Annotated in this window: 23 protein-coding genes and 1 pseudogene; 9 read left to right on the top strand and 15 right to left on the bottom strand. The window is 71.8% G+C overall.

What is annotated here, in order from left to right:
• Positions 1-50 precede the first annotated feature (50 nt).
• From AB0D46_RS14860 to mscL, 5 genes are all read left to right on the top strand, one after another.
• Positions 51-365: an FmdB family zinc ribbon protein gene (locus tag AB0D46_RS14860; RefSeq protein ID WP_362877705.1), complete on the top strand. Its 315-nt coding sequence runs from the start codon at positions 51-53 to the stop codon at positions 363-365.
• A 76-nt stretch (positions 366-441) separates the two neighbouring features.
• Entirely contained in the window at positions 442-1,275 is an 834-nt protein-coding gene (locus tag AB0D46_RS14865; RefSeq protein ID WP_362877706.1) for an S-methyl-5'-thioadenosine phosphorylase, read from the top strand.
• Positions 1,276-1,473: 198 nt separating this feature from the next.
• Positions 1,474-2,037 carry a carboxymuconolactone decarboxylase family protein gene (locus AB0D46_RS14870; protein WP_362877707.1) on the top strand — a complete coding sequence of 188 codons (564 nt, stop codon included), beginning with the start codon at positions 1,474-1,476 and terminating at the stop codon, positions 2,035-2,037.
• Positions 2,038-2,457: 420 nt separating this feature from the next.
• Positions 2,458-2,886, top strand: coding sequence for a hypothetical protein (locus tag AB0D46_RS14875; RefSeq protein WP_362877708.1), 429 nt, complete (start codon positions 2,458-2,460; stop codon positions 2,884-2,886).
• A gap of 177 nt (positions 2,887-3,063) precedes the next feature.
• Positions 3,064-3,570: a large conductance mechanosensitive channel protein MscL gene (gene mscL, locus AB0D46_RS14880; RefSeq protein ID WP_362877709.1), complete on the top strand. Its 507-nt coding sequence runs from the start codon at positions 3,064-3,066 to the stop codon at positions 3,568-3,570.
• 13 nt (positions 3,571-3,583) lie between these two features.
• Here mscL and AB0D46_RS14885 read toward each other — a convergent pair whose 3' ends face one another.
• The 10 genes from AB0D46_RS14885 to AB0D46_RS14930 form a co-directional block, all read right to left on the bottom strand.
• Positions 3,584-3,838, bottom strand: coding sequence for a hypothetical protein (locus AB0D46_RS14885; protein WP_362877710.1), 255 nt, complete (start codon positions 3,836-3,838; stop codon positions 3,584-3,586).
• A gap of 106 nt (positions 3,839-3,944) precedes the next feature.
• Positions 3,945-5,372 carry a NarK family nitrate/nitrite MFS transporter gene (locus AB0D46_RS14890; protein ID WP_362877711.1) on the bottom strand — a complete coding sequence of 476 codons (1,428 nt, stop codon included), beginning with the start codon at positions 5,370-5,372 and terminating at the stop codon, positions 3,945-3,947.
• A gap of 2 nt (positions 5,373-5,374) precedes the next feature.
• A complete protein-coding gene (locus tag AB0D46_RS14895; protein WP_362877712.1) occupies positions 5,375-5,743 on the bottom strand; it encodes a DUF6755 family protein in 369 nt (122 codons plus the stop codon).
• The gene (locus AB0D46_RS14900; protein ID WP_362877713.1) at positions 5,740-6,426 is read right to left on the bottom strand and encodes a Rieske (2Fe-2S) protein; all 687 of its coding nucleotides are present in this window, start codon (positions 6,424-6,426) and stop codon (positions 5,740-5,742) included. Before AB0D46_RS14900 ends, AB0D46_RS14895 begins: the two co-directional genes overlap by 4 nt.
• Entirely contained in the window at positions 6,423-7,022 is a 600-nt protein-coding gene (locus tag AB0D46_RS14905) for a 4Fe-4S dicluster domain-containing protein (protein ID WP_362877714.1), read from the bottom strand. Before AB0D46_RS14905 ends, AB0D46_RS14900 begins: the two co-directional genes overlap by 4 nt.
• A gap of 6 nt (positions 7,023-7,028) precedes the next feature.
• The gene (locus AB0D46_RS14910) at positions 7,029-9,356 is read right to left on the bottom strand and encodes a molybdopterin oxidoreductase family protein (protein ID WP_362877715.1); all 2,328 of its coding nucleotides are present in this window, start codon (positions 9,354-9,356) and stop codon (positions 7,029-7,031) included.
• Entirely contained in the window at positions 9,353-10,453 is a 1,101-nt protein-coding gene (locus AB0D46_RS14915; RefSeq protein ID WP_362877716.1) for an MFS transporter, read from the bottom strand. The genes AB0D46_RS14910 and AB0D46_RS14915 overlap by 4 nt, the downstream gene beginning before the upstream one ends.
• Positions 10,454-10,558: 105 nt before the next feature.
• Positions 10,559-11,407, bottom strand: a complete 849-nt coding sequence (pflA, locus tag AB0D46_RS14920; RefSeq protein WP_362877717.1) for a pyruvate formate-lyase-activating protein — start codon at positions 11,405-11,407, stop codon at positions 10,559-10,561.
• 109 nt (positions 11,408-11,516) lie between these two features.
• Entirely contained in the window at positions 11,517-13,787 is a 2,271-nt protein-coding gene (pflB, locus tag AB0D46_RS14925) for a formate C-acetyltransferase (protein ID WP_362877718.1), read from the bottom strand.
• A gap of 679 nt (positions 13,788-14,466) precedes the next feature.
• Positions 14,467-15,873 carry a NarK family nitrate/nitrite MFS transporter gene (locus tag AB0D46_RS14930; protein ID WP_362877719.1) on the bottom strand — a complete coding sequence of 469 codons (1,407 nt, stop codon included), beginning with the start codon at positions 15,871-15,873 and terminating at the stop codon, positions 14,467-14,469.
• Positions 15,874-16,430: 557 nt separating this feature from the next.
• On the opposite strand from AB0D46_RS14930, the gene AB0D46_RS14935 reads away from it, so the two are divergent.
• Both AB0D46_RS14935 and AB0D46_RS14940 read left to right on the top strand, forming a co-directional pair.
• Positions 16,431-17,597: a low temperature requirement protein A gene (locus AB0D46_RS14935; RefSeq protein ID WP_362877720.1), complete on the top strand. Its 1,167-nt coding sequence runs from the start codon at positions 16,431-16,433 to the stop codon at positions 17,595-17,597.
• A 79-nt stretch (positions 17,598-17,676) separates the two neighbouring features.
• Positions 17,677-18,930, top strand: a complete 1,254-nt coding sequence (locus AB0D46_RS14940) for a cytochrome P450 (protein WP_362877721.1) — start codon at positions 17,677-17,679, stop codon at positions 18,928-18,930.
• 106 nt (positions 18,931-19,036) lie between these two features.
• On the opposite strand, the gene AB0D46_RS14945 is transcribed toward AB0D46_RS14940, so the two are convergent.
• Positions 19,037-19,531: a DUF5949 family protein gene (locus AB0D46_RS14945; protein WP_362877722.1), complete on the bottom strand. Its 495-nt coding sequence runs from the start codon at positions 19,529-19,531 to the stop codon at positions 19,037-19,039.
• A gap of 57 nt (positions 19,532-19,588) precedes the next feature.
• Complete coding sequence (locus AB0D46_RS14950) at positions 19,589-20,203, bottom strand: hypothetical protein (protein WP_362877723.1); 615 nt, start codon at positions 20,201-20,203, stop codon at positions 19,589-19,591.
• A 219-nt stretch (positions 20,204-20,422) separates the two neighbouring features.
• Between AB0D46_RS14950 and AB0D46_RS14955 the strand changes: the two genes are divergently transcribed.
• Positions 20,423-20,872 (top strand): DUF6299 family protein, encoded by a 450-nt coding sequence (locus tag AB0D46_RS14955; RefSeq protein ID WP_362877724.1) that lies wholly within the window; start codon positions 20,423-20,425, stop codon positions 20,870-20,872.
• A gap of 101 nt (positions 20,873-20,973) precedes the next feature.
• On the opposite strand, the gene AB0D46_RS14960 is transcribed toward AB0D46_RS14955, so the two are convergent.
• The 3 genes from AB0D46_RS14960 to AB0D46_RS14970 all read right to left on the bottom strand — a co-directional run bounded on the left by AB0D46_RS14960 (position 20,974) and on the right by AB0D46_RS14970 (position 25,008).
• Complete coding sequence (locus tag AB0D46_RS14960; protein WP_362877725.1) at positions 20,974-21,141, bottom strand: hypothetical protein; 168 nt, start codon at positions 21,139-21,141, stop codon at positions 20,974-20,976.
• A gap of 94 nt (positions 21,142-21,235) precedes the next feature.
• Positions 21,236-23,323 (bottom strand): SpoIIE family protein phosphatase, encoded by a 2,088-nt coding sequence (locus AB0D46_RS14965; protein ID WP_362877726.1) that lies wholly within the window; start codon positions 23,321-23,323, stop codon positions 21,236-21,238.
• Positions 23,324-23,733: 410 nt separating this feature from the next.
• Entirely contained in the window at positions 23,734-25,008 is a 1,275-nt protein-coding gene (locus tag AB0D46_RS14970) for an NAD(P)-binding domain-containing protein (protein ID WP_362877735.1), read from the bottom strand.
• Between the two features lie 227 nt (positions 25,009-25,235).
• Here AB0D46_RS14970 and AB0D46_RS14975 point away from each other — a divergent pair.
• Positions 25,236-25,450, top strand: a pseudogene (locus tag AB0D46_RS14975) (hypothetical protein); the annotation flags it as partial.

Consider the following 25,450-nt stretch of genomic DNA (forward strand, 5'->3'; position numbering starts at 1 on the left):
CCATGGAGCGTCGTTAGCACTCATCGAGTCAGAGTGCCAGGAGGAAATTCGTGCCGACCTATCAGTACCAGTGCACCGAGTGCGGTGAGGGCCTTGAGGCCGTGCAGAAGTTCACCGATGACGCACTGACCGTGTGCCCGAGCTGTGATGGACGCCTGAAGAAGGTGTTCTCCGCGGTCGGCATCGTGTTCAAGGGCTCCGGTTTCTACCGGAACGACAGCCGCGGCTCCGCGTCGAGCAGCACGCCCGCCGCGAAGCCGGCGTCGACGACGACCGCGACCGCCGCCCCGGCAGCGTCGTCCTCCTCGTCGTCCGCGGGCTCGTCCGGCTCGGGCAGCAGCGCCGGCTCCACGTCGGCCGCCTGACCTCGTACGTCTTCCGTAAGGCCCCGTCGCCCCTGTGGGCGGCGGGGCCTTGCGCGTCCCCGGCTAGGGTGACGGCATGGCGAATGCAGAGATCGGTGTGATCGGCGGATCGGGCTTCTACTCCTTCCTTGAGGACGTCTCCGAGATCCGGGTGGAGACCCCGTACGGGCCCCCGAGCGACTCCCTGTACCTGGGCGAGCTGGGCGGCCGCCGGGTGGCGTTCCTGCCCCGGCACGGGCGCAGCCACACGGTACCCCCGCACAAGATCAACTACCGCGCGAACCTGTGGGCGCTGCGCTCCGTCGGCGTCCGCCAGGTGCTGGGCCCCTGCGCGGTGGGCGGCCTGCGCACGGAGTACGGGCCGGGCACGCTGCTCGTCCCCGACCAGCTGGTGGACCGTACGAAGTCCCGCGCCCAGACCTTCTTCGACGGGGAACCGCTGCCCGACGGGTCCGTCCCGAACGTCGTGCACACCACCTTCGCCGATCCGTACTGCCCGGTCGGGCGCTCCGTGGCCCTGGCGGCGGCGCGCGGGCGGGACTGGGAGCCGGTGGACGGCGGCACCATGGTCGTCGTCGAGGGGCCGCGCTTCTCCACCCGCGCCGAGTCCCGCTGGCACGCGGCGGCGGGCTGGTCGGTGGTCGGCATGACCGGGCACCCCGAGGCGGTCCTCGCGCGCGAGCTGGGGCTCTGCTACACCTCGATGGCGCTGGTCACGGACCTGGACGCGGGCGCCGAGACGGGCGAGGGCGTGTCCCACACCGAGGTCCTGCGGGTGTTCGGCGAGAACGTCGGCCGACTGCGCGAGGTCCTCTTCGACGCGGTGAAGGCGCTGCCGGAGACGAAGTCCCGCGACTGCCTGTGCACCCACGCCCACGACGGCTGGGACCTGGGGATCGAGCTGCCGTAGGCGGAGGCGTGGCCGGGCGGGACGGGTGTCGGGTGCGGGGCCGGGTTCGGGGCCGGGGCCGGGTTCGGGGCCGGGTTTTGGTAGGGGCCGCATTTCGCCGCGAAGGAATTTCGCGGAAGGTGTCACGTTCCGCGCGGTGCCTTTGTCTCCATGGTGAACGGGCGGCCATCACCCGCCCCCGACCGGAAGAGGCCGATCATGCCGCGCATCTCGCTCACCCCGCCGCGCACGCTCCTCGTACGGATCGCCACCTGGTACTCGCGCCGCACCTACGGCAAGGTGCTGGAGCCGGGGCTGGCGTACGGACACAACCCGCGCGTGCTGTTCTCGTACGTCCGGCTCGAACAGCGGGCGGCGAAGTGGAACAAGCTGGACGCCGGGCTGAAGCACCTCGCGGTCATGGCCACCGCGGCGCGGGTCAACTGCTCGTGGTGCATGGACTTCGGTCAATGGGCCGGCGCCGGGCTGGGGTTGTCGCCGGAGAAGATCGAGCGGGTGCCGCGGTGGCGGGAGGCCCGCGAGGTGTTCACCGCGACCGAGCTGCTCGTCATGGAGTACGCCGAGGCCATGACCGAGACCGAGCCGACGGTGACCGACGAGCTGGCGGCGCGGCTGATCGGGCTGCTGGGCGAGGAGGCGTTCGTCGAACTCACCGCCATGGTCGCCCTGGAGAACTTCCGCTCGCGCGTGAACAGCGCCTTCGGCATGACCAGCCAGGGGTTCACCGAGGCCTGCACGGTGCGGCCCGCCGCCACGGCGTGAGGGGGCCGGGGCGTCCGGGGCATCGGGCCGGTTCGGCGTACTGAGGCGGTCCGGGACGTGAAGCCGGCTCGGGAGGCCCACTCGTCCGGGTGACGCGGTTGTCCACAGCCTGGGGACCGTCCACAGGGCGGAGCGGGATGCGGTGGTGGGGCGGATCGTGAGGGGTGTTCGGGCGCCCGCCCGGACACCGGAACCCGATCAGTTCGGCGGTGCCCCACCATGTCCAGGACCACTCCCCCGACCCTCCGCGGCTCGCTCCCGACCTCCCTCGCGGCTTCGCCGTCGGCGTGTTCGCCGGCTGCTGCCTGTTTGCCCGTCGCTGCGGGCGCCCCGGTTGTCGCGGTCGCCTCCGTCCCCGGGTGTTCTCCCGCTTCCCCGTGTCCCCCCGCGCGCCCCGTTCCGCTGTTTCCCCCGCTGCGCGTGGGGCGGGGCGGGGGCCGGCTGCGCCGCGCGGTGCGGCGTCGGCGGCGTGCCGCCTCGGCCGGGCTGGCCGTGACGGCGGCGGCGCTGGTCGTCGGCGGGACGGAGGCCCGGGCGGCGCGGAGCGCGCCGCCGTCCGAGGTGAAACCGCCGCAGGCGGTGGTGCGCATGGTCTCCGCCCCGGTGCGCATCGCCGACGCGGCGACGGTGGGGCTGTTGCGGCCCGGGGACCGGGTGGACGTGGTGGCGGCGGAGCGCGCGGGGCCGCCCCGAGTGGTGGCTGCGGGGGCGCGGGTGACCGAAGTCCCGCGCGCGGAGCGGGACGTGGGGGACGGCGGGGCGCTGGTGGTCCTGTCGGTACCCCGGGACACCGCGCGGGCGCTCGTCGGTGCGGGCACGGTGGCGAAGCTGGCGGTGACGCTGTGTTGATCCGCACCTCGCCGGTCCGCCGGGCGCTTCGCACGACTCCGTTTCGCGCGGCGCCGATTCGCACGGGCGAGCAGTCAAGTCACTTCAAGGAGGGCAGCGATTGGACACGCCGGGCCCGGACTGCCGTAGCTTTCGGAACCGTTGGCTCCAAGTTCCGTAGGTGCGAAGAAAGGCTCAGTGGTGAGCGAGAAGAAGAAGGAGAGCGTCCTGGCGGGCTTCAAGGCCTTCCTGATGCGCGGCAACGTCGTCGACCTGGCGGTGGCGGTCGTCATCGGCGCCGCTTTCACGAACATCGTGAACTCGCTCGTGAAGGGCATCATCAGCCCGGTCATCGGCGCCATCGGCACGAAGAACCTGGACGTCTACAAGTCCTGCATCAAGAACCCTTGTGGCATCGGCAAGGACGGCCAGCCGACGGGCGTGGAGATCCTCTGGGGTTCGGTCCTGAACGCCACGCTGACCTTCCTGATCACCGCTGCCGTCGTCTACTTCCTGATGGTGCTGCCGATGGCGAAGTACCTCGCCAAGCAGGAAGCGCGCCGCAAGGCCAAGGAGGGCGTGCAGGAGACCATGGAGATCACCGAGCTGGAGGTCCTCAAGGAGATCCGGGACGCGCTCGTCGCACAGCGCGGCGCGAACGGCGGGGGCGCCCCCGGGGCGCCGGGGTCGCGCGACGCCTTCTGACCGCCGCGGCGGATCAGATGTGGTGCGGGGGCTTCTCGTCGAGGAAGCGGGCCAGGTCGGCCGCGCTTCCGCCGGCGGGAGCCCGTTCGCCCCAGCCGCGGTCCGAGTCGTCGGAGGACTGCTGGTCCAGCGGGTCGTCGAAGACCAGGCGCGGCGCGGGCTTGGCCGGTGCGGGCTTCGACGGCGCGGGCTTCGGTTCGGGCTCCGCCGACTGCGCCTCGGTCTCGGGCTGCGGGGGCTGCGGTTCGGAGGCGCGGGCGGTGCTCATGCCTCCAGGGTACGGCCGCCCGGTCGGCGGCCCCCGCCCCGGCCGCCGACCCCGCCTCCGTTCCCGGTACCGCTCGCGGTGCTCCCCGTACCCGTACCGCCGCTCGTCAGCTGGGGGCTTCCGCGCCCTTGCGGGCGTAGAACCACCAGCACACGGCGAGGCAGGTCGCGTAGAACCCGATGAACAGCCACAGCGCGTTCGTGACCGCCATGGCGGCGAACATCGCGGGGATGAAGAAGAAGCCGTAGGCGGCGATGGCGGAGGAGAAGCCGGTGACCGCGCCCGCCTCCATCTCGGACTGCTTCATGGCGGCCGCTTGTGCCTCGGGGCCCTGGCCCTCGGCCCGGCGCATGTGCTGCTCCCGGAAGATCACCGGGATCTGCCGGAAGGTGGAGCCGTTGCCCAGTCCGGAGAAGGCGAAGGCCACCAGGAAGCCGATGAAGAAGGCCCAGAAGCTGCCCTGGTCGTCGCCGTGCGGCAGTGCGTAGATCACGACCACCAGGGCCGCGGCCATGCCGACGAAGGACAGCATGGTCACCTTGGCGCCGCCGATGCGGTCGGAGAGCCAGCCGCCGGCCCAGCGCATGAGGGCGCCGATGAACGGGCCGATCCAGGCGTAGGTGGTGGCCTGGTAGCCCTGGGACTCGAAGTTGTTCTTGATCAGCAGGGGCAGGCCGGCGGCGAACCCGATGAAGGAACCGAAGGTGCCGACGTAGAGCCAGGTCATCAGCCAGTTGTGCTTGCGCTTGAAGATGATCTTCTGCTGGCTGAACGGGGCCGAGGCCACCTTCAGGTCGTTCATCAGGAACCAGGCGAGCGCCGCCATGATCACCAGGAGGGGCACCCAGAGGAAGGCGCCGTTCTGGAGCCAGATGTCGGTGTCGTTCTTCGCGTCGTGCTGCGGGCCACTGGCGGGGGCGCCCAGCACGGCGGCGGTGACCACCAGCGGCGCGACCAGCTGGACCACGCTCACGCCGAGGTTTCCGAGCCCTCCATTGAGGCCGTTGGCGCTGCCCTTCTCCCGTTTGGGGAAGAAGAAGCCGATGTTCGCCATCGAGGAGGCGAAGTTCGCGCCGCCGATCCCGCAGACGGCCGCGATGAGGACCAGCTCCCAGTAGGGCGTTCCGGTGTCCTGGAGCGCGAAGCCCAGCCACAGCATCGGGGCGACCAGGATGATCGTGCTGAACGCGGTGAACTTGCGCTCGCCGAAGATCGGCCCGATGAAGGTGTACAGGATCCGGAAGGTGCCGCCGGTGAGGCCGGGTATGGCGGTCAGCCAGAACAGTTGCGACTTGGAGAACGCGAAGCCGACGTCGTTCAGCTTGACCACGGTCACCGACCAGACCTGCCAGACCACGAAGCCGAGCATCAGCGCGGGGATGGACACCCACAGGTTGCGCTGGGCGACCCTGCGGCCGGTGGACTGCCAGAAGCCGTCGTCCTCGGGCCGCCAGTCCCCGATCGTGGCACCGGGCTTGTAGGTCTCCGCACGGTGCGAACGCACCGCGGACGGGGTGGGCGTGGGTATGGACATGGTCATCGGTCCTTCGGGTCGAGGAGCCACAGACCGATCACGACGAGGAAGGACAGGATCAGGAATCCCGCCCCCCACCAGGCCGTGCCGGTGTTTCCCTTCATCCACTCGTTGACGGTGACGGTCAGCGCCCAGAGCTGCCCGATGACGACGGTCAGGGCCAGGGCGAGGCGCGCGTTGAGCTTCGAGGAGCGTTCCGGCTCCTGTTCGGTGCCGGCTCCGGGGCCGGGGCCGGTGTGCCGGATCCGCGGGTCCCCGTAGCCGCTCGTGGGGCGGATCTGCGGATACCGCTCGCGCACCGGGCGGTTCAGTCGGGGCTCCGCGCTGCCGGGCCGGTAGCCGGGGCGCGGGGGCAGGGGTGCTTCGCTCACGTCCGTCCGCTCCCGGTCGTCGTGGCGCGGGCCGCCGCGGGGCAGCCCAGGCGTTGGGCCATCTCCGGTCGGGACTCGCCGAACTGCCGGCACAGGGCTTCCTTGGCCGGTTCTCCCGACCGGGCGGTGGCGACGGCCCAGACGCTGCCGTCGGCCTGCTCGGTCAGGATGATCCTGGGGAGGGGGCGGGGCGGTGGCCCGGCCGTCACCTCTCCGGTGCGGGCGTCGAAGACGCCCTCGTGGCAGGGGCAGTACAGCTCTCCGTCGGCGCCCCGGTCCTCGCGCCAGAGGACGCCGCAGGCCAGGTGGGTGCAGACGGCGGAGTAGCCGACGAGGCTGCCGTCGGACAGCCGGACGGCCAGCGCCCGGTCCTCCTCGCCGGGGAAGCGGAAGGCGACGGACTGCCCCGGGGGCAGGTCGTCGGCGACCCGCTTCGCCTCGGGCAGGGTCTCGCTGTCGCCGTGCCGGTGCAGGATGCCGGCGGCGACGCCGACCCCGCCGATGGCCAGGCCTCCGGAGACGGTGGCGACGATCCGCAGGTAGTCGCGGCGGGTGGTGAGGGAGTCGGCGCTGATCCGATCGCGCAGTTGGTCCGCCGCGGCGTCGCCGTCGGGTCCGCGGCCGTGGCCGTGGCCGTCGGGTCCGGGTCCCGGGCCGGGTGAGGGCTGCTGGGTCACGCTCATCGGACATCCACTCCGTTGATCTCGACGACGGGCAGACCGCCGGGAACGGGCCACTGGACCTTGTCCGCGGGGACGACCATCGCCACGCCGGTGCTGACGACGACGTCACCGAAGACGAAGGAGTCGGCGACCTGTACGCCGGGGCGTTCGGCCCGGAGTTCTTCGAGGGTTCCGTAGAACAGCGCCCCGGTCGGGCAGACCGTGGCGCACATGGGGGCCAGGCCGTAGGCGGTGCGGTCGTAGCAGAGGTTGCACTTCATCTGGAGCTTCGCCTGGAGGTCGATCTTCGGCACGCCGAAGGGGCAGGCGTTGACGCAGTTGGCGCAGCCGATGCAGCGGGTGGTGTCGGCCTGTTGCACCACTCCGTCGGCGGTGACGAGGATCGCGTCGGCCGGGCAGACCTCGGCGCAGGGCGCGACCGGGTCCTCGCAGTGCATGCAGACGGTCGGGAGGGAGGCGACGGACATGCCGGGGTCGGTGTAGTCCAGGTGGATCATCGACTTGCCGCGATGCGAATCGCATTCGCGGCAGGCGGAGACGCAGGCCTGGCAGCCGATGCAGCGGCCCGGATCGATGAAGATCGTGCGACCCATCATGGCGCGTCAGCTCCTCTCGGCCGTGCCACGCCCCTGCGGGGACGTCGGCGGCAGGGCGTCGGTGCGGGAGACCTGGGTCTCCGGGTAGGCCTCGTGGCCGGGGGCCGTGGGCGGCGCGGGCACCTCGTCGACCCGTTCGGCGGCCTCGATGCGCGCGGCGCACACCTTGTACTCGGGGATCTTCGAGCGGGGATCGAGGGCGTCGATGGTCAGGGCGTTCGCGGCCGTCGGGACGGGCCAGTGGTACGGGATGAAGACCGTGTCGGGGCGGATGGCCTCGGTGACCAGGGCCGGGAACACCTCGCTGCCGCGCCGGGTGACGACCCGGACCGGATCGCCGTTGCGGAAGCCGTGCGAGGGGTGGACCTCCACCCAGGGCCTCGGGGTCTGTTCCACGAGGGCGCCCAGACGGCGCGTCTGGTTGCCGGAGAGGAAGTGCGCGACGGTGCGCCCGGTGGTGAGGGAGAGGGGGTACTCCTCGGTGTAGGGGTCCATCGGCGCGTGCCACTCGACGACCTGGAGATGGATCTTCCCGTCGGGGTGGTAGGTGGTGCCGCCCTCGAACAGCCGGGGCGTGCCCGGGTGGTCGGTGGACGGGCACGGCCACGCGATGCCGCCGGTCTCCTCCAGCCGCTCGTAGGTGATGCCGTAGTAGTCGTTGACGGTGCCGGCGGAGGCCACGCGCAGCTCCTCGAACACCTCGCGCGAGCCGGGGAAGTCGAACTTGTCGCCGACGCCCAGGCGGCGGGCGAGCTCGCACATCACCCAGGTGTCGGTGCGCACCCCCGCGGGCGGCTCCTGCGCCTTGTTGTGCTTGACGACGCGGGCCTCGGTGTTGGCCATGACGCCCTCGTCCTCGGCCCACACGGTGACGGGGAAGACGACGTGGGCGTTGGTGGCGGTCTCGGAGAGGAAGAAGTCGAACTGGGCATGGAATTCGAGGGCGTCGTAGCCGTCCTTGACCGCGCCGTAGTTGGGCAGCGACACGAAGGGGTTGTTGCAGATGCCGATGAGGCCGCGGATCTCCCGGCGCTGCATCTGCCAGACCATCTCCATCATGGAAGTTCCGGCGAGGGGCAGTTCGGACTCCTCGATGCCCCAGATCCGGCAGATCTGGCGGCGGTGCTCCGGGTTCATGATGGAGCGCCCGCCGGGCAGCAGGTCCGACTTCTGGCCGTGCTCGCGGCCGCCCTGCCCGTTGCCCTGTCCGGTGATGGTTCCGTAGCCGGCCCCGGGCTTGCCGATGTTCCCGGTGGCGACGCACAGGTTGATGATGGACAGGCAGTTCTCGACGCCCTGCGAGTGGTGCTCGACGCCCCGGGCGTGGAAGGCCATGGCGTTGCCCGCCCGGCCGAACGTCCGGGCCACCTGGACGACCTGTTCCTCGGGGATCCCGCAGATCGCGGCCGCGCGGGCGGGCGGGTAGTCCTGAACGTTCTCCCGGACCTCCTCCCAGCCGGTGGCGTGGGCGGCGAGGTAGGCCTCGTCCGCCAGCCCCTCGGCGATGATCACGTGCAGGACGGCGTTGAAGAAGGCGGAGTCCGTGCCGGGCTTGAGGGCGACGTGGATGTCGGCGGTGCGGGCGATGGCCGTCTCGCGGGGATCGACGACGATCAGCGAGGCACCCCGGTCCCGGGCGCCCCACACGTACTGGGTCATCACGGGGAAGCACTCCCCCACGTTGGACCCGGCGATCAGCAGGCAGTCGGTGAGGAGGATGTCCGAGAAGGGGTTCCCAGCCCGGTCGATGCCGAAGGCGAGCTTGTTGGCGCCGGCCGCGCTGACCATGCAGAGGCGGCCGTTGTAGTCCACGTGCCGGGTCTTGAGGGCGACCCGGGCGAACTTGCCGACGAGGTAGGTCTTCTCGGAGTAGAGGCTGGCGCCGCCGAGCAGCCCGAAGGCGTCGTTGCCGTGCTCGGCCTGGATGCGCCGGACCTCGGAGACGGTGAAGTCCAGCGCCTCGTCCCAGGAGCACTCGCGGAACTCCTCGTCCCGCGAGCGGCGCACGAGCGGGGCCGTCAGCCGGTCGGGGTGGTTGACCTGCTGGTAGGCGTTGATGCCCTTGGGGCACAGCCGCATCCGGTTGATGTCGTGGTTGCGGGGCTCCACGCCGAAGACCTTGCCGCCCTTGTCCACGCGCAGGTACATGCCGCACTGGACGCCGCAGAAGCAGCAGTGGGTGGGGACGAGGGTCTCGCCGTTCTGGTCGGCGTGCCACTGGTCGGCGGGGATGCCGCCGGCGTCGCGGAAGTTGCGGGTGCCGGGCGGGGCGATGGACGGGTCGAGGGGGATCGGGGCCGTGCCGGCCGCCCGGGCGGGGTCCGTCGCGGTCACTTGAAGCCCTTCTTGACGTGGGTCAGGTAGGCGTTGCCGCGCAGCATCCGCTTGCAGCGAGGGCAGTATTCGGCCCAGGCGTCGAAGTCGAGCTTCAGGTCTTTCATCGTGCCGCGCAGGTTCTCCACGTACGGGGCGGTGTCGACGGGCTCCCCGCAGCGCTTGCAGGCGAAGACCTGCTCGTCCTGGCGGCCGGTGTACTTGAAGAGCTGCATGCCGACGGCGGCGGGCCGCTGGACGATGTGGAAGAACTTCCCGAACGGGATGTAGATGAGGGTGAAGACGACCGACACCATGTGCAGGATCGCGAGGAACTCGTAGCCGCCGCCGTGCAGGAAGATCGACGAGAAGGTCAGCAGCAGCCCGGTCACCGAGATGACGATCAGGCAGATCAGCGGCAGCAGGTCGTACGCGAAACGTTGGCCGGTGATGGCGCCGCGGTCCTTCATCCGGCGCCACAGGAAGTACGAGGCCCCGGGGATGACGAGGACGGCCGCGATGTCCAGGCCGTGGAACATCAGCCAGCCCAGGATGCTCAGCGAGTCGAAGCCGAGGACCTTGATCCCCCAGATCCGCATCGCGTAGCCGGGGCCGGCCCCGCTGTCGGAGGTGAAGGTGAACCAGCCCCAGGTGAGGGGGAAGGTGATCGCGGCGGCCAGCAGGCAACCCCAGAAGATCAGCTGATGGGCGGCCCAACGACCGCGCGAGCGGGCGCCGAGGAACTTCTGGAAGCCGAGGTAGGTGGCGATCATCCTGGGCAACGCGGTGGGCGCCTTCTTGAAGTTGGCGACCGAGAAGAAGCTGCCGAACCCCTTCTTGAAGAGGCGGCGCGCACCGGGCGCCGAGACCCACACCGTGTAGCGGTAGGCCACGCCGAAGGCCAGGAAGACGGTGGCGACGGCGTACGGCAGCAGGGCGGAGTCGAAGTCCCGCAGGAGCCGGCTGCCGAGCACGATCGCGGCGATGAGCAGCAGCGACACGACGACGCCCGCCAGGGTGGCCCGTGCGGTGACGGACCGGCCGGCGGGCGGCGGGGTGCCGGGCACCCCGGGCGGCGGTGGCGGGGCTTCGACGATGACTTCTGTGGGCTCGGACACAGCCACCACGCTAGGTGGTTCGTCCCGTTTCGGCCTCTTGTGCCCGTGATGTGGTTGGGCCGAACGGGTCGGCCGGGTCGGCCGGACGCGCGCCCGCCGGCCCGGTCAGACGGCCGTCAGGCCCCGGGCGGCGAAGACCGCCTTCGCCGCGGCGACCTGCTCCGCGTCGGGCGACGGGGTGTCGTGCAGGGTGAACGGCATGCCCAGGGCCTCCCACTTGCTCTCGCCGAGCTTGTGGAACGGCAGGACGTCGACCCGCGAGACGTTGCCGAGCGCGGCGGCGAAGTCGGCGACGCCCTCGACGTTCTCCCGCGCGTCGGTGAGCCCGGGGACCAGGACGAACCGCAGGTGCACCTCCTTGCCGAGGTCGGCGAGGCGGCGGGCGAAGTCCAGGGTGGGCTCCAGCGGGCGGCCGGTGACCTTCCGGTAGGTGGCGCGGTCCCAGGACTTGATGTCGAGCAGGACGAGGTCCACGTCGCGCAGCAGGGCGTCGGTGGCGCGGGCGCCGAGGAAGCCGGAGGTGTCCAGGGCGGTGTGCAGGCCGAGGTCGTTCTTCATCCGGTGCAGCAGCTCGCCCGCGAAGACGGGCTGCAGGAGGGGCTCGCCGCCGGAGATGGTGGCGCCGCCGCCCGATGCCGAGATGAACCGGGTGTACTTGCGGGCTTCGGCGATGACCTCGTCGGCCGCGGTGCGCTTGCCGTTGCGCATCCGCAGGGTGTCGGGGTTGTGGCAGTACAGGCAGCTGAGCGGGCAGCCCGCGAGGAACGTGACGAAGCGCGTCCCGGGGCCGTCGACGCCGGTGGACAGGTCCCAGGAGTGCACCGAGCCCTCGCTCGGTCGCTGCGTCGCGGCGGCGGCCGGCGTCCGGCCGGTGCCGGCGCCCGTGGTGACGGCGCCCGTGGTCACGGCGTTGGCCCGGCCGACGGGGATGGTCGTACCGAAGAGGACGGTCATGGCAGGCGCTCCACAGTGGGCCGGTGTCCGTGGGATCGAGGTGGGACGCGCGGTCCCGGGGCCGGGGTGAGGGGTGAGGGCCCGGCCCCGGGCGGCGCGGTTCGGGGCTCTACAGCGAGCCGTGGAAGGTGCGGTTCAGCACGTCGAGTTGCTGGTCCCGCGTGAGCCGGACGAAGTTCACCGCGTACCCGCTGACCCGGATGGTCAGCTGCGGGTAGTTCTCCGGGTGCTCCATGGCGTCCATGAGCGTGTCGCGGTTGAGCACGTTCACGTTCATGTGGAAGCCGTCGCCGGCCATGTAGCCGTCGAGGACGCCCGTCAGGTTCTTGATCCGCTCCTCGGGGGTGCGGCCCAGGCCGTCGGGGGTGACGGTGTTGGTCAGCGAGATGCCGTCCTCGGCGTCCCCGTAGGGCAGCTTGGCGACCGACAGCGCCGAGGTGACGTAGCCGTGGGTGTCGCGGCCGTTCATCGGGTTGGCGCCCGGGGAGAAGGGCTCGCCGGCGCGGCGGCCGTCCGGGGTGTTGCCGGTCTTCTTGCCGTAGACGACGTTCGAGGTGATCGTCAGCACCGACTGGGTGTGCTCGGCGCCCCGGTAGGTCTCGTGCTTGCGGACCTTCTTCATGAACTCCTCGACGAGCCAGACGGCGATGTCGTCGACGCGGTCGTCGTTGTTGCCGTAGGCCGGGTAGTCGCCGTCGATGACGTAGTCGGTGGCGAGGCCGGTCTCGTCGCGGACGGCCGTGACCTTGGCGTGCTTGATGGCGGAGAGGGAGTCGGCGGCGACGGACAGGCCGGCGATGCCGCAGGCCATGGTGCGGCGCACGTCGCGGTCGTGGAGGGCCATCTCGATGCGCTCGTAGGCGTACCGGTCGTGCATGTAGTGGATGACGTTCAGGGCGTGCACGTAGGTCTGCGCGAGCCATTCCATCTGCTCGTCGAACTTCGCCATGACCTGGCCGTGGTCGAGCACCTCGGAGGTGAGCGCGCCGGTCTCCGGGCCGACCTGGGCGCCGGACTTCTCGTCGCGGCCGCCGTTGATCGCGTACAGCAGGGTCTTGGCGAGGTTCACCCGGGCGCCGAAGAACTGCATCTGCTTGCCGACCGGCATTGCCGAGACGCAGCAGGCGATGGCCGTGTCGTCGCCGAAGCGCGGGAGCATCAGCTCGTCGGACTCGTACTGCACCGAGGAGGTGTCGATCGAGACGCGGGCGCAGAACTCCTTGAAGCCCTGGGGCAGTCGGGGGGACCAGAAGACCGTCATGTTCGGTTCGGGGGCCGGGCCGAGGTTGTAGAGGGTCTGGAGGTACCGGAACGAGCTCTTGGTGACCAGTGGGCGGCCGTCCTCGCCCATGCCGGCGATCGATTCGGTGACCCAGGTGGGGTCGCCGCTGAAGAGCTCGTCGTACTCCGGGGTGCGCAGGAAGCGGACGATGCGGAGCTTGATGATGAAGTCGTCGACCAGTTCCTGGGCCCGCTCCTCGGTGAGGAGACCGGCCTCGATGTCGCGCTGGAGGTAGACGTCCACGAAGGTCGAGGTGCGGCCCAGCGACATGGCGGCGCCGTTCTGCTCCTTCACCGCGGCCAGGTAGGCGAAGTACAGCCACTGGATGGCCTCGCGGCCGGTGGAGGCGGGTCCGGAGATGTCGTACCCGTAGGAGGCGGCCATCGCCTTGAGTTCGGCGAGCGCCCGGATCTGCTCGGAGAGCTCCTCGCGCAGGCGGATCGTCTCCTCCAGCGAACGGGGGCCCGCGGGGAGCGCGTTGAGCTCCTCCTTCTCCTCCTTCTTGAAGGCGATGAGGCGGTCGACGCCGTAGAGGGCCACGCGCCGGTAGTCGCCGATGATGCGGCCGCGCCCGTAGGCGTCGGGAAGGCCCGTGACGATGCCGGCCTTGCGGGCGGCGCGGATCTCGGGGGTGTAGGCGTCGAAGACACCGGCGTTGTGCGTCTTGCGGTAGTCGGTGAAGACCTTCTCCAGGTCCTCGGAAACCGGGTAGCCGTAGGTCTCCAGGGCGCCGGCGACCATGCGCCAGCCGCCGTACGGCATGATCGCGCGCTTGAGCGGGGCGTCCGTCTGGAGGCCGACGATCAGGTCCTTGTCGCGGTCGATCCAGCCGGGGGCGTGCGCGGTGATCGTCGACGGGATGTCGTACGCGACGTCGTGGACGCCCTTCTCGCGCTCCTCGGGGAACTTGTCCGTGATGGCCTTCCACACGGCGGTGGTCCGCTCGGTGGGGCCGGCGAGGAAGGTGTCGTCACCCTCGTACGGCGTGTAGTTCTGCTGGATGAAGTCGCGGACGTCTATGGAGTCGCGCCACGGACCGCCCTTGAAGCCGTCCCAGGCCTCCGCGCTCTTCGTGGTTTCCGCAGGGGTGGCAGTCATGGCCGGCACCTTCTTCAGTCGCCTCGTTGCTTGCTTCCATTGCACGCCTTTTGATCGATCGTTTGGGGCCGCGTTGGTCCCGAGCTGGGGCCCGAAGGTCCCGCCGCTTGCGGGCGTCGGTTCACCACACCCCCCCTGACCTGGGAATTTGATGGGGCCATAAGTCCGTCGTGCGCTTGTGAAAACATTCACAAGAATCTCGGATCGGGACCGACAAGTCAGATCATCCGAACAGGAGCGAGGCCTGTGGATACCGCGACGCACGTCGTGACCGGTCCCGGCAGCATGAGGGAGTGCTTGACGACGGAGCGGCCTCACCGATGGGGGCCGGAGAGGAGCAGCAGCATGAGCGCGAAGAGCCAGGGGTCGGTCCGCGCGACTCCGCCAGGTGTGCCCATGAGGTACGAGGACCAGCGCGCCCGCGCTCCCGGCCCCCTGCGGGACCAGGCCCGGGCGGGGGCGAAAGGCGCCATCGCGCCCGAGGCCGACCGGCCCGGGTACGCGGGGTCCCCGGCGGCGCTCCCGGCGGCGGCGCTCCCGGCCGCTCCGGGACGGCACGGCGACCGGGGCGAGGACGCCGAGCAGGACCGCGGGGACGACCACGGCCACGATGCGGGGCGGGTTCCCGCATCCGGCACGGTCGGGCGCCGCGACCCGGGGGACCTTTCCGGTCACAGCACTAGCTGGGGGCTTCCGCGCCCTTGCGGGCGTAGAACCACCAGGCGACGACGACGCAGCTGGCGTAGAAGGCCACGAAGCCCCACATCGCGCTGGTGACCGCGAAGTTCGCGAACATCGCCGGGATGAAGAAGAAACCGTAGGCCGCGATGGCGGCGGTGAAGCCGGTCACCGCGCCCGACTCGATCTCCGCCTGCTTGAGCGCGGCCGCGTACTGCGGGGTGCCCTCCGTCAGGCCCTTCAGGTGCTGGCCGCGAAAGACGACCGGGATCTGGCGGAAGGTCGAGCCGTTGCCGATGCCCGAGAAGAAGAAGGCCGCCAGGAAGCAGAGGAAGAAGCCGTAGAAGGAGCCCTGGTCGGAGCCGGCCGGCAGGAACGTGATCACGCCGATGATCGAGACGGCCATGCCGACGAAGGACAGGATCGTGACCCGGGCGCCGCCCGACTTGTCGGCGATCCAGCCGCCCGCCCAACGCGCCAGGGCGCCGATGGCCGGGCCCATCCAGGCGTAGGTCGCCACCGAGTAGTCGGGGAAGGTGGTCTTGATGAGCAGCGGCAGCGCGGCGGCGAAGCCGATGAAGGAGCCGAAGGTGCCGACGTAGAGCCAGGTCATCAACCAGTTGTGCTTGTGCTTGAAGATGACCTTCTGCTGGCTGAAGGGGGTGGAGGCGACCTTCAGGTCGTTCTGTCCGAACCAGGCGATCACCGCGAGGACGACCAGGACGGGCACCCAGACGAAGGCGGCGTTCTGGAGGTAGATCTCCGAGCCGTCGGCCTTCTTCTGGCCGGCGCCGATCGCCAGCACGGAGGCGGTGATCAGGATGGGCGTCAGCAGTTGGACCACCGAGACGCCCAGGTTGCCGAGACCGCCGTTGATGCCGGTCGCGTTGCCCTTCTCCTGCTTCGGGTAGAAGAAGCCGATGTTGGCCAGCGAGGAGGAGAAGTTGGCGCCGCCGATACCGCAGAGCGCGGCGATCGCGACCATCGTGGTGTACGAGGTGTTGGGGTCCTGCACCGCGAAACCGAGCCACAGCAGCGGCACGATCAGCACCACCGTGGAGAGCGCCGTGAAGCGGCGCTGCCCGATCATCGGGCCGAGGAAGGTGTAGAAGACGCGGGCGGTGCCGCCCGTGATGCCCGGTACGGCGGTCAGCCAGAACAGCTGCGACTGCGAGAAGCCGAAGCCGACGTCCTTCAGGTTCGTCGCGGTGATGCTCCAGACCTGCCACACCACGAAGGCCACCAGCAGCGCCGGCACGGCGATCCACAGGTTGCGCGTCGCGACCTTCTTGCCGGTGGTGCGCCAGAAGGTCGGATCCTCCGGCGTCCATTCGGTGATGGTGCGGCCGGGGCGGTACTGCGCCGGATCGGCCAGCACCTCTGGCACTTGCTGCGTGGCGGTACTCATCGCGTGATCCTGAACGTCGAGAAGGGTCCTGACCCATCCAGGTTCCGCCCGCACCACCGTCCCGCATCAGGGGCGAACGTCGTGTGGGCGACAGGACAAGGTCCTGTCGCCCACACGACGTTCGGCGGCGGATCAGCGCAGGGCGACCACCGGCAGGGAGACCCGCGGGCACAAGCAGGTCTTCGACCTGCGCACCGGTGTCTGCCTGGACGACCTGTCGGAGCTGCTGGCGGCGGACCGCGGGCCGGGCCGCGTCCCGGTGGTCCCCGCGTACCTCACCTCGACCGGGCCCACCGTCCCCGAGGCGCTCGCCGCGCTCCGGGAAGCCGGGCACCGTCGGATCGCGGTCGCCGCGCACCTGCCGGCGCCGGGCCGCTTCACCCGGGCCCTGGCCGACGTCGGGGCCTGGGCGGTCACCGATCCGCCGGCCGACCATCCGCGGATCGCCCGGCTGGTGCTGGACCGGTACGAGTCCCAGGAGTCCGCCCGGGGTACCCGCGTCCCGCCGGCCGCGCGCCTCGCCTACCGGCAGGCCCGGCTTTGCTGTGCTGAGCGGTATGACGTACGTACCGATGACCGCCCGCAGCCGCCACGAGGACCATCGGGCGGCGACCCCGCTGGAGCTGTTCTTCGACCTCTGCTTCGTCGTCGCGATCGCTCAGGCCGGGGCGCGGCTGGTGCACTCCCTCGCGGAGGGCCATCCGGGCGCCGGGGTGATCGGCTACTTCTTCGTGTTCTTCGGCGTGTGGTGGGCGTGGATGAACTTCACGTGGTTCGCCTCCGCCTACGACTGCGACGACGTGCCGTACCGGATCGCCACGCTCGTCCAGATCGCCGGTGTCCTCGTCTACGCGGCGGGCGTGAGCCGGGCCTTCGACGACAACGACTGGGGCGTGGCCGTCATCGGCTACCTGATCATGCGCGTGGCGCTCACCGCGCAGTGGTTGCGCGCGGCGGCCGGGGAGAGCGGCCCGGCCCGCCGGGCCGCGTTCACCTACGCGGCGGGACTGGTGGGGTGCCAGGCGGGCTGGGTGGCCCTGCTGTTCGCCCCGGAGGACTCCCGGCGCTGGCTGTTCCTGGTGCTGGTGGTGGCCGAACTGTTCGTTCCGGTGGTGGCCGAGCGCGGTCACCAGACGCCCTGGCACGCCCACCACATCGCGGAGCGGTACGGGCTGTTCACCATCATCGTGCTCGGTGAGACGATCGCCGCCTCCACCGTGGCGGTGAAGTCGGCGCTCGATGAGCACGAGGCCCTCGGCGAGCTGCTGCCCATCGCCGCGGGCGGCCTGCTGATCGTCTTCGCCGCCTGGTGGATCTACTTCGCGGTCCCGATGCACACCCGGCTCAACTCCAACCGCGACGCCATCCCGTGGGGCTACGGGCACCTGCTGGTCTTCCTCGCGGGCGCGGCGATCGGTGCGGGCATCGAGGTCGCGGTGGAGCACGCGGTCGGCAAGGCGCACATCTCGCAGCCCGCCGCGAACGCCGCCGTCACCGTCCCCTCCGCGCTGTTCCTGCTGATGGTGTGGCTGCTGCACTCGCGCTACTTCAAGCGCGGGCCCGCCCAACAGTTGGTGCTGCCGCTGTCCGCCGCGGCGCTCCTCGCCTGCACCTGGGCGGGCCCGTACGCGGTCCTGTGGGCGGGCCTGGTCGCGACGCTCACGGTGGTGGTCGGCCAGACCCTGGCGGTGCGCGGCCCGGGAGCCCGCGGCGCCGCCGGGTGAACGCCGCCGGACCCGTCACCCCCGCGCCCCCGGATCCGTTCAGCAGCGCAGCGGAACGGCAACAGGAAGGGACGGGCCCATGACACTGCCCCCACAACGGCACGCGGACGCGGTCGACCCCGCAGGAGAGCTCGCCGACCCGGGGTTCTGGCAGCTCCCCCCGGACCGGCGGCTGGCGACCTTCGCCCGCCTGCGCGCCCTGGACGCGCCGGTGTTCGTCCCCGAGGGGGCGGGCCACTGGGCCCTCGTACGGCACGCGGACGTGCAGGAGGCGAGCCGGCTGCCGAAGGTGTTCGCGAGCGCGCCCGGCGTCACGACCCCCGAGCCGGCCCGCTGGGTGCGCGCCCTGTTCGGGGACTCGATGGTCAACCTGGACGGCCCCGACCACGCGCAACTGCGCAAGATCGTGCAGCGGGCCTTCACCCCCCGACTGCTGGCGGCCGCGGAGCAGGACATCCACGCGGTGGCGGCCCGCATCGTGGACGACGTACTGGCCGAACGGCCGGACGAGTTCGTCTCGGCGGTGGCCTCCCGGCTCCCGCTGGAGGTCATCTGCAACATGATGGGGATCCCCGAGCGCTACCGGGCGGAGATCGCCGACCGGGTCAACCACGCCTCGGAGAACATCGGCGTGGAGCGGGGCCTGGCGGCCCGACTGCGGATGCCCGGGCGCGGGCTGCGGGCGCTGGCCCGGATGCAACGGATGGTCGCCGGCATCGGCCGGGAACGGCGCAGGCACCCGACGGACGACCTGATCTCGGCACTGGTCACCGCGAACGTCGACGGCCAGGCCCTCGGCGCCCGCCAACTGGGCGCCTTCTTCTCCCTGTTGATGGTCGCCGGGGTGGAGACCACCCGCAACGCCATCACCCACGGCCTGACCCTGCTCACCGACTTCCCCGAGCAACGCGACCTACTGCTCGCGGACTTCGAGACGTATGCGGACGGCGCCGTGGACGAGATGATCCGCCACTCGACACCCATCATCCAGTTCCGCCGCACGGTCATCGCCGAACACGGCCTGGGCGGTCGGCTGTTCCGACCGGGCGAGAAGGTGGTGCTGTACTACGCCTCCGCCAACCGCGACGAAGCCGTCTTCCCGAACCCGGACGCCTTCGACATCACCCGCTCCCCCAACCCCCACCTGGGCTTCGGCGGCGGCGGACCGCACTTCTGCCTGGGCGCGCACCTCGCCCGGGTCGAGATGAAGGCCCTGTTCCGCGAGCTGCTCACCCGCCCGGTGGGCCTGCGCGCGGTGGGCCTGCCCGACCTGGCCGGCTCCAGCTTCGACAACCGGGTGCGTTCGCTGCGGTTCGCCTTCGAACGCCCCTGACCCACAAGGACGGACGGGCCGGGGGACCGGCCACCGGGCAGGCTGGGAGCCCGGCGGCCGGAGCGGAAGGAAGGCGAACCACGAACGGCGGTCAGGCCCCGCACCGTCACTTCTGCAGGCTCTGCACCGTCACGACGCAGTGCGCGCTGCTCGTCAGCACTTCCTCGTCACCCGCGAACGCCTGCAGGATCTCCGCGGTGACGGGCTTGCCGGGAACCGCCTCGGGCCAGGCGCGGGTGGCGAACAGGAAGTACGCCTGCCCGCTCTCGTTGGCCGCGTCCACCCACTCCGGCGGCGCGGTGCAGGTCGCGTTCAGCCCCGGCAGGGTCAGCGCGATCTGGTTGTCCGCGAGCAGGACCTTCACGTCGAACTTGTGCGGGTTGCGGGTGCCGTCCATGACCACGTCCCCGATGGGCAGGCCGATCTCCTCCAGCAGCCCCCGGGCAGCCGCCTCGCCGGCCTCCCGGCCCTTGGGACCGTCACCCAGCGTGTAGGCGAGGAGGTACGGGATGTCGTGCCCCTCGGAGGGGTCGCCGATCCAGGCGAGCACCGAAAGGGTGCCGAGGTGGGACCGGTCGATTTCGGCTTGCGTAGAAGTCATGCGCCGCACCTTAGTGGGCCGTCACCCGACCCTTTCACGGCCTTTCACCCGCCCGGGCTAGACCGCCCAGAAACCCCCTCCGGAATTCGCCTGCATGTTCGCGTCCTGGTACTGGACCCGTACGATCCGCGCGCTTTCCGGGATTTCGAACACGACCCAGCCCTCGGCCCGCTCACCGACCTCCAGGGAATCGAAGACGAGGGGTTTGCCGGTGGTCAGTTCCCCGGTGCGCACGACGGGGTGGCGCTTGCCCGCGCTGTCGTGCGCCCACATGCGCCCGAGAGCCCCGTACGAAGCTCCGCCGACGTTGACGAACGACATCGAGGCGGCCACCCACCGCTTCCCGGCCGGCGGCACGAAGTTCGGCTCCACGCTCACCGCCGGGTCGACGAACGCGGCGAGCACCACCTGGAGGTGACGGCCCACCTCGCGCCCCCGGACCCGTACGGAGTCACCCACATGGGCTTCCTTCACGGCGGCCGGCCTCACCTCGCGCGGGAGCGCGGCCGGGTCTTCGTCGGCGCCGGGCGCTCCGTCGTCGATCGGGACGGCGGGCGCCGCGGCGGGGGCGACCGCGGCCCCCTCGGACTCGCCGGAGCAGCCGGTGGCGCCGAGCAGCAGGAGCGGGATCAGGGCCGCGCCGGCGAGGGCGGGGACGGAAAGGCAGCGCATACGGGATCCCTTCGGGGATCTTCGAACTTCGGGAATTTATTCCGGTCAGTCTCACGCGCCCGAGCGGGCAATTGCACACACCGACACGGGCGGAGGGCGCGAGTTGCCCGCCAACTGCCAGCACAATGCGTTCCGACGGAATACCGCCACCCGCGTCCACCCGTTCATCCACATGCCCGTCCACCGGCTCATCCACATGCTCATCCACCTGGAGGAAGAATGCGCACGACCGCCGTCCGACTGGCCCTCACGGCCTGCTCCGCACTGGCCGCCACCGCCGCCCTGGCCGTTCCCGCGGAAGCCACCGTTTTCCATCAGGAGATTTCCGTACGGTCGGACGCCCACATCACCCCCGACGGCAGGATCACCCTTTCCGGGACCTACAGCTGCGAGGCCGCGTCACCCGTCGGAGCGGTTCAGATCCGCGCGACCGTGATCCAGGAGGGCGTCCGCGTGACGATGGGCGCCGGCGACGCCGTCTGCGACGGGCACCAGCACCCGTGGCGGGCGCAGAGCAAGCCGGGTCGCACCTGGGGCGTGCAGGGAGGCGCCGCCCGCGCGGTGGCGCAGCTCCAGGAGATCCACTTCGGTGGCGGGATGTTGCCCCGGTCCGTCGACACCGTCGCCGAGGACGCCCGCGACGTCACGGTGCACGACCGCCGCCGCTAAATCCCGTCGCCGCTGGACCGCCGCCGCCGGACGCCGTCCCGGGCCGGGCTCCCGCGTCGTCCGTCGTCCGGTAGCCGCCGCTACCGGAACCCGGGCGCTCGTTACCGGCACTCGGGCGCTTCGCCCGTCATCGACATGAACGCCACCGTCTGGCACCCGGGGTCCGCGTGCGGACGCCCCGTCGTCCAGTCCACGACCGTGGGGACCCCGGCCACCAGCAGCAGGGCCGCCAGTAGCGCGGTGACCGCGCCCCGGTTCAGGCGGCGCACTGGGCGTTCCGTCGCGAAGCCTTGAAAACCGTCCGTTCCATGGCCGCATCATCACCCCGCGCCCCACGCCCCACAACCCGACGTAGGCATCCGGTCACCCTCCGGCGCGACGGGGGGCGTCCACGTCGAACTCGCACCAGACGGCCTTGCCGTCGCCACGGGACTCCACGCCCCAGTGGCTGGCCAGCGCGTCCACGAGCAGCAGCCCGCGTCCGGTGGTGGCCGCCTCGCCCGGGCTGCGCCGACGCGGCCACACGCTGGAGCGGTCCTTGACCCACAGCCGGATCCGCCGCACCGGCTCCGGCAGCACCTCCATGGTCAGCACCGCCCCGCCGTCGGTGTGCAGGAGGGCGTTGACGAGGAGTTCCCCGGCCGCGAGCTCCACGTCGTCGGCCAGCTCGGGCACGCCCCAGTCGCGCAGGGCGTGCCGCAGGGCGTAGCGGGCCTCGGAGAGCCCTTCCGGGTCGGCCTGGTGGACGTACTGGTGGATCCGGGGCGCCCGGTGGGTGCCCGGGTCCGGGGCGCGGCGCAGGACGAGCAGGGCCACGTCGTCGCCGGAGCCCCAGCGTTCCCAGAGCCGGTCCGAGAGGTGGTCGGCGAGCGCGCCCGCCCCTTGGGGGCCGCTCCTGACGGCGTGGGCGAGCGCTTCCATGCCCTGACTGATGTCGGTTCCGGGCTCCTCCACGAGCCCGTCCGTGCACAGCACGAGGGTTTCGCCGGGCACCAGGTCGAGCCGGGTCTCGGGGAACTCCTCCCGTTCGAAGAGCGTGGCCAGCCCGAGCGGGAGCCCGCCGCGCACGTTGGGCCAGCCGGTACGCCCGTCCGTGTGCCGGATCAGCGGGCCGATGTGGCCCGCGCGCACGGCCCGTACGCTGCCGGTCTCCAGGTCCACCTGCGCGTACATGCAGGTGGCGAAGCGTTCGGTGTCCAGTTCGGCGAGGAAGCGGGAGGCGCGCGCCAGCACGGTGGAGGGCGGGTGCCCCTCGCCCGCGTAGGCGCGCAGCGCGATGCGCAGCTGGCCCATGATGGCCGCCGCGTGCGTGTCGTGGCCCTGGACGTCGCCCACGACGATCCCGACGCGGTCGCGGGGCAGCGCGATCACGTCGTACCAGTCGCCGCCGACCTCCCGCCCGCTCCAGGCCGAGTGGTAGCGGACGGCGATCTCCCCGCCGATGATCTCCGGGATGCGGCGCGGCAGCATGGCGGCCTGCAGGCCCGTCGCGAACTCGCGTTCCTGGTCGAAGAGCAGCGCCCGTTGGAGGGACTGGGCGACGATGCCGGCCAGGCCGAGGCACAGGTTGCGTTCCTCGGGGCTGAACTCGGTGCGCCGCCGGTAGAACAGGACGAGCCCGCCGATGGCCTTGGCCTGGGCGATCAGCGGGAGGTAGGCGGCGGCGTCGTAGCGGATCCGGCTCAGGTAGTCGGCGAGCAGCGGGAACTCGTCGGCGAGTTCGGTGAGGGAGGTGACGAACCGCGCCGTTCGGGTGATGACCGCCTGGGACAGCGGCAGGGATCCGTCCAGCCGGGTGAACTGTCGCTCGCTGAGGATCTCCAGGGTTTCCCCGCTCAACGCGATGATCTTGATGGCGCCGTTCTCGACGAGTCCCAGCGCCAGCCCGTCGGCGCCGAGGCGCTCCAGCGCGCCCGCGCCGGTCAGGGCGGCCGTCACGTCGTCGACCGTCACCGCCCGCGACAGGGCGTCCGTGGTGCGCTGCACGATGGTCGCCTGGTGGGCGCGGGCCGACTCCAGTTTCCGCAGGACGGTGGCGTGGGCCAGCTCCGCCGTCGCGTCCCGGACGATGCCCGCGATCCGCACGGGGCGGCCGGCCGCGTCGCGCAGGACCCGGCCCTGGGTGTGCGTCCACTGATCGCGGCCGTCGCGCCGCCGCACGGTGAAGTAGGAGCCGTACGTGTCCCCCTCACCGTCCAGGACCTCGATCACGGTCTGCGCCAGGCGGGCCGAGTCGTCGGCCGGGATCCGCAGCCCGAGGCCCTCCGGGGTGTCGTCGAACTCCTCCGGCTCCAGGTCGAAGACGACCAGGCCGGCCGCGTCCAGCAGCAGCGTCCCGGTGCCCAGGTTCCACTCGAAGCTGCCCATGCCGTTCAGCGCGAGCCGTTCGCCCGGGCCTGTCAGGGGACTCTCCCGGCCCTGCTCGGATCCGTCGTGCTCCGCCGCTGCCAAGAGACACACCACCTAACGGCCGGGCCAGCACGGCTGGGAGATCAGCCGCTCCCATTCCTCGTCAGGATGCCCCGGAAGGGTGCGTCCGGCCTCCCGCCAGCGCTTGACGAGGGAGAGGTAGATCGCGCACGGATCCCCGGCCGGAAAGGCTCCGGACCTGCGGGGCGGGCCGCCCGCACCCGGAGAGCCGTGGGCCGGGGCCCCGTACGAGGGCTGCCCGTACGAAGCCTGCCCGTACGACGGCGTCCCGTACCCCGGGGGCCCGTACCCCGGCGCCCCCCGAGCGGGGTCCGCGGCCGGACCGGCCGGGGACTGTTCGCCGCGGCTGGCGGGGATGCGCACCCAGCCACGGCCGCCCTGTGCTCGCTCCGCTCCCATCGCGGACCCCTCTCAGGTGGATCTCGGCGCAGTTACGTCCACGGATGCCCGCCGGCGGCCCGGTCCGTCCGGGCGCGGTCCGCGACCTTCGCGGCGCCCGGCAGCGGACCCCGGGCACCGAGGCGCTTGCGGACTCCTTTCACCAGTCTCCCCGCCGTGAACCCCGCACCGTGTACGAATCGCATGGAAGGGCCGAATGAGGGAGCGGTCAGCAGCCCCGCGAAGAACAGCCCGGGCCACGAGGACTCGAAGCCGGCGCTCAGCTCCGGGGTCCCGCCGTCGCCCAGGGTCTCCAGCGCGGCCGCCAGCCCGGCGTCGAGGAGTTCCAGCCGGCGCAGGTCCGGGGCGAACCCGGTCGCCGCGACGACGTGCTCCGTCTCCCGTACGACGGACTCCCCGGCGGCCGTGGTCAGTGTGAGCCGGGTCCGCCCGCCCGCCGCGGTCGCCCCGTGCAGCCGGTGTCCCAGCAGCGCCGGCACCCGCCGCTCGAAGCGATCCCGCAGCCACCAGGCCCCGGCGGGCCCCAGCGCGGTGGCGGCGATCCGCTCGCGAGTCGGCGCGGGCAGCCGCCGCACCGCCCAGGGCAGCTCCGACCACACCCAGCTGCGCCAGCCCGTGCCGAGACCGCTGTGCGGCTCGCGCAGCGCCCGCCTCAGCGGCCGCTCCAGGGGTTGCGGGACGGTGTTCCAGTTCAGTCGGGCCCGCCGGGCCACCAGGGTCGGCCGGGCCCCCGCCTCCGCGAGCAGCGCGGCGGTCTCCAGGGCGGCCTGCCCGGCCCCGAGGACGGTGACGTCGACCCCGGCGAACCGGGCCAGGTCACCGTGGTCGCTGCTGTGCGACACGTGCCCCGGCGGCAGCTCCCGCAGCAGGTCGGGGTACCGGATGAAGGGCATCACCCCGACCGCCAGGGCCACGGTCCGGGTCAGCAGCGGGGGCCCCTCGGCGGTGCGGACGAGGAACCCCTCGCCCTGCGGGATGACGCCGGTGACGGTCACCTCCTCCACCCCGGGCGCGGCCCGCCCGGCGAACCAGAGCCCGTACCCGCTGAAGGTGCCGATCGGCAGCGGGCTGCCGTGGTCGGCGGCCACCCCGAGGCCGACGCAGTACTCGGCGAGGGTGTGCCGGCCGCCGGGCGCGGACAGGTTCGAGGACCAGGGCTCCGACTTGAGGTACATGCCCGGGGGCATGTGGTCCCGCCAGGAGGCCATGGGCCTCCCCAGCACCCGCACGTCGAGCCCGGCCGCCGCCGCGTGCGCGGCGATCGACAGCCCGTACGGTCCCGCGCCGACCACCACGAGATCGTCCACCCGCGTCACGGCAGTTCCTCCGACTCGCTCGACACCGACCCGGCCGGGCCGCCCTCGGGGGCGGGGCCGCCCGTCACCGGGTCACCAGCTCGTCCGGCTCCGTCGAGGCCTCCGGCGGGGTCGGACGGGAGGCCGCCGGGGGTCGCGCCCGTTGGCGGGGCGCCCGGACGGCCGCCCGGCCCGTGCGCCGCCCCTGGCCGGGGACGCCCCGCAGGACGCGGACCCCCTTGCCCAGGCCCCGGCCCAGGAAGGCGCCGAGCATCGCCAGGAACGGCCGCAGGTCGTCGGCGGCGAACCAGGCCGGCTCCGTCCGTCCCCGCTCCCCCTTCGGCGCCGGCCGCGACGGCCCGGGCCCCGCCGCGCGGGGCACCCGTACGGGCCCCGTCGTCACCGGGGCGGACCGGCTCGGCTGGCTTCACCTGCTGATCACCCAGCACGTCGC

The organism is Streptomyces sp. NPDC048383 (assembly GCF_040651775.1).
Lineage (GTDB): Bacteria > Actinomycetota > Actinomycetes > Streptomycetales > Streptomycetaceae > Streptomyces.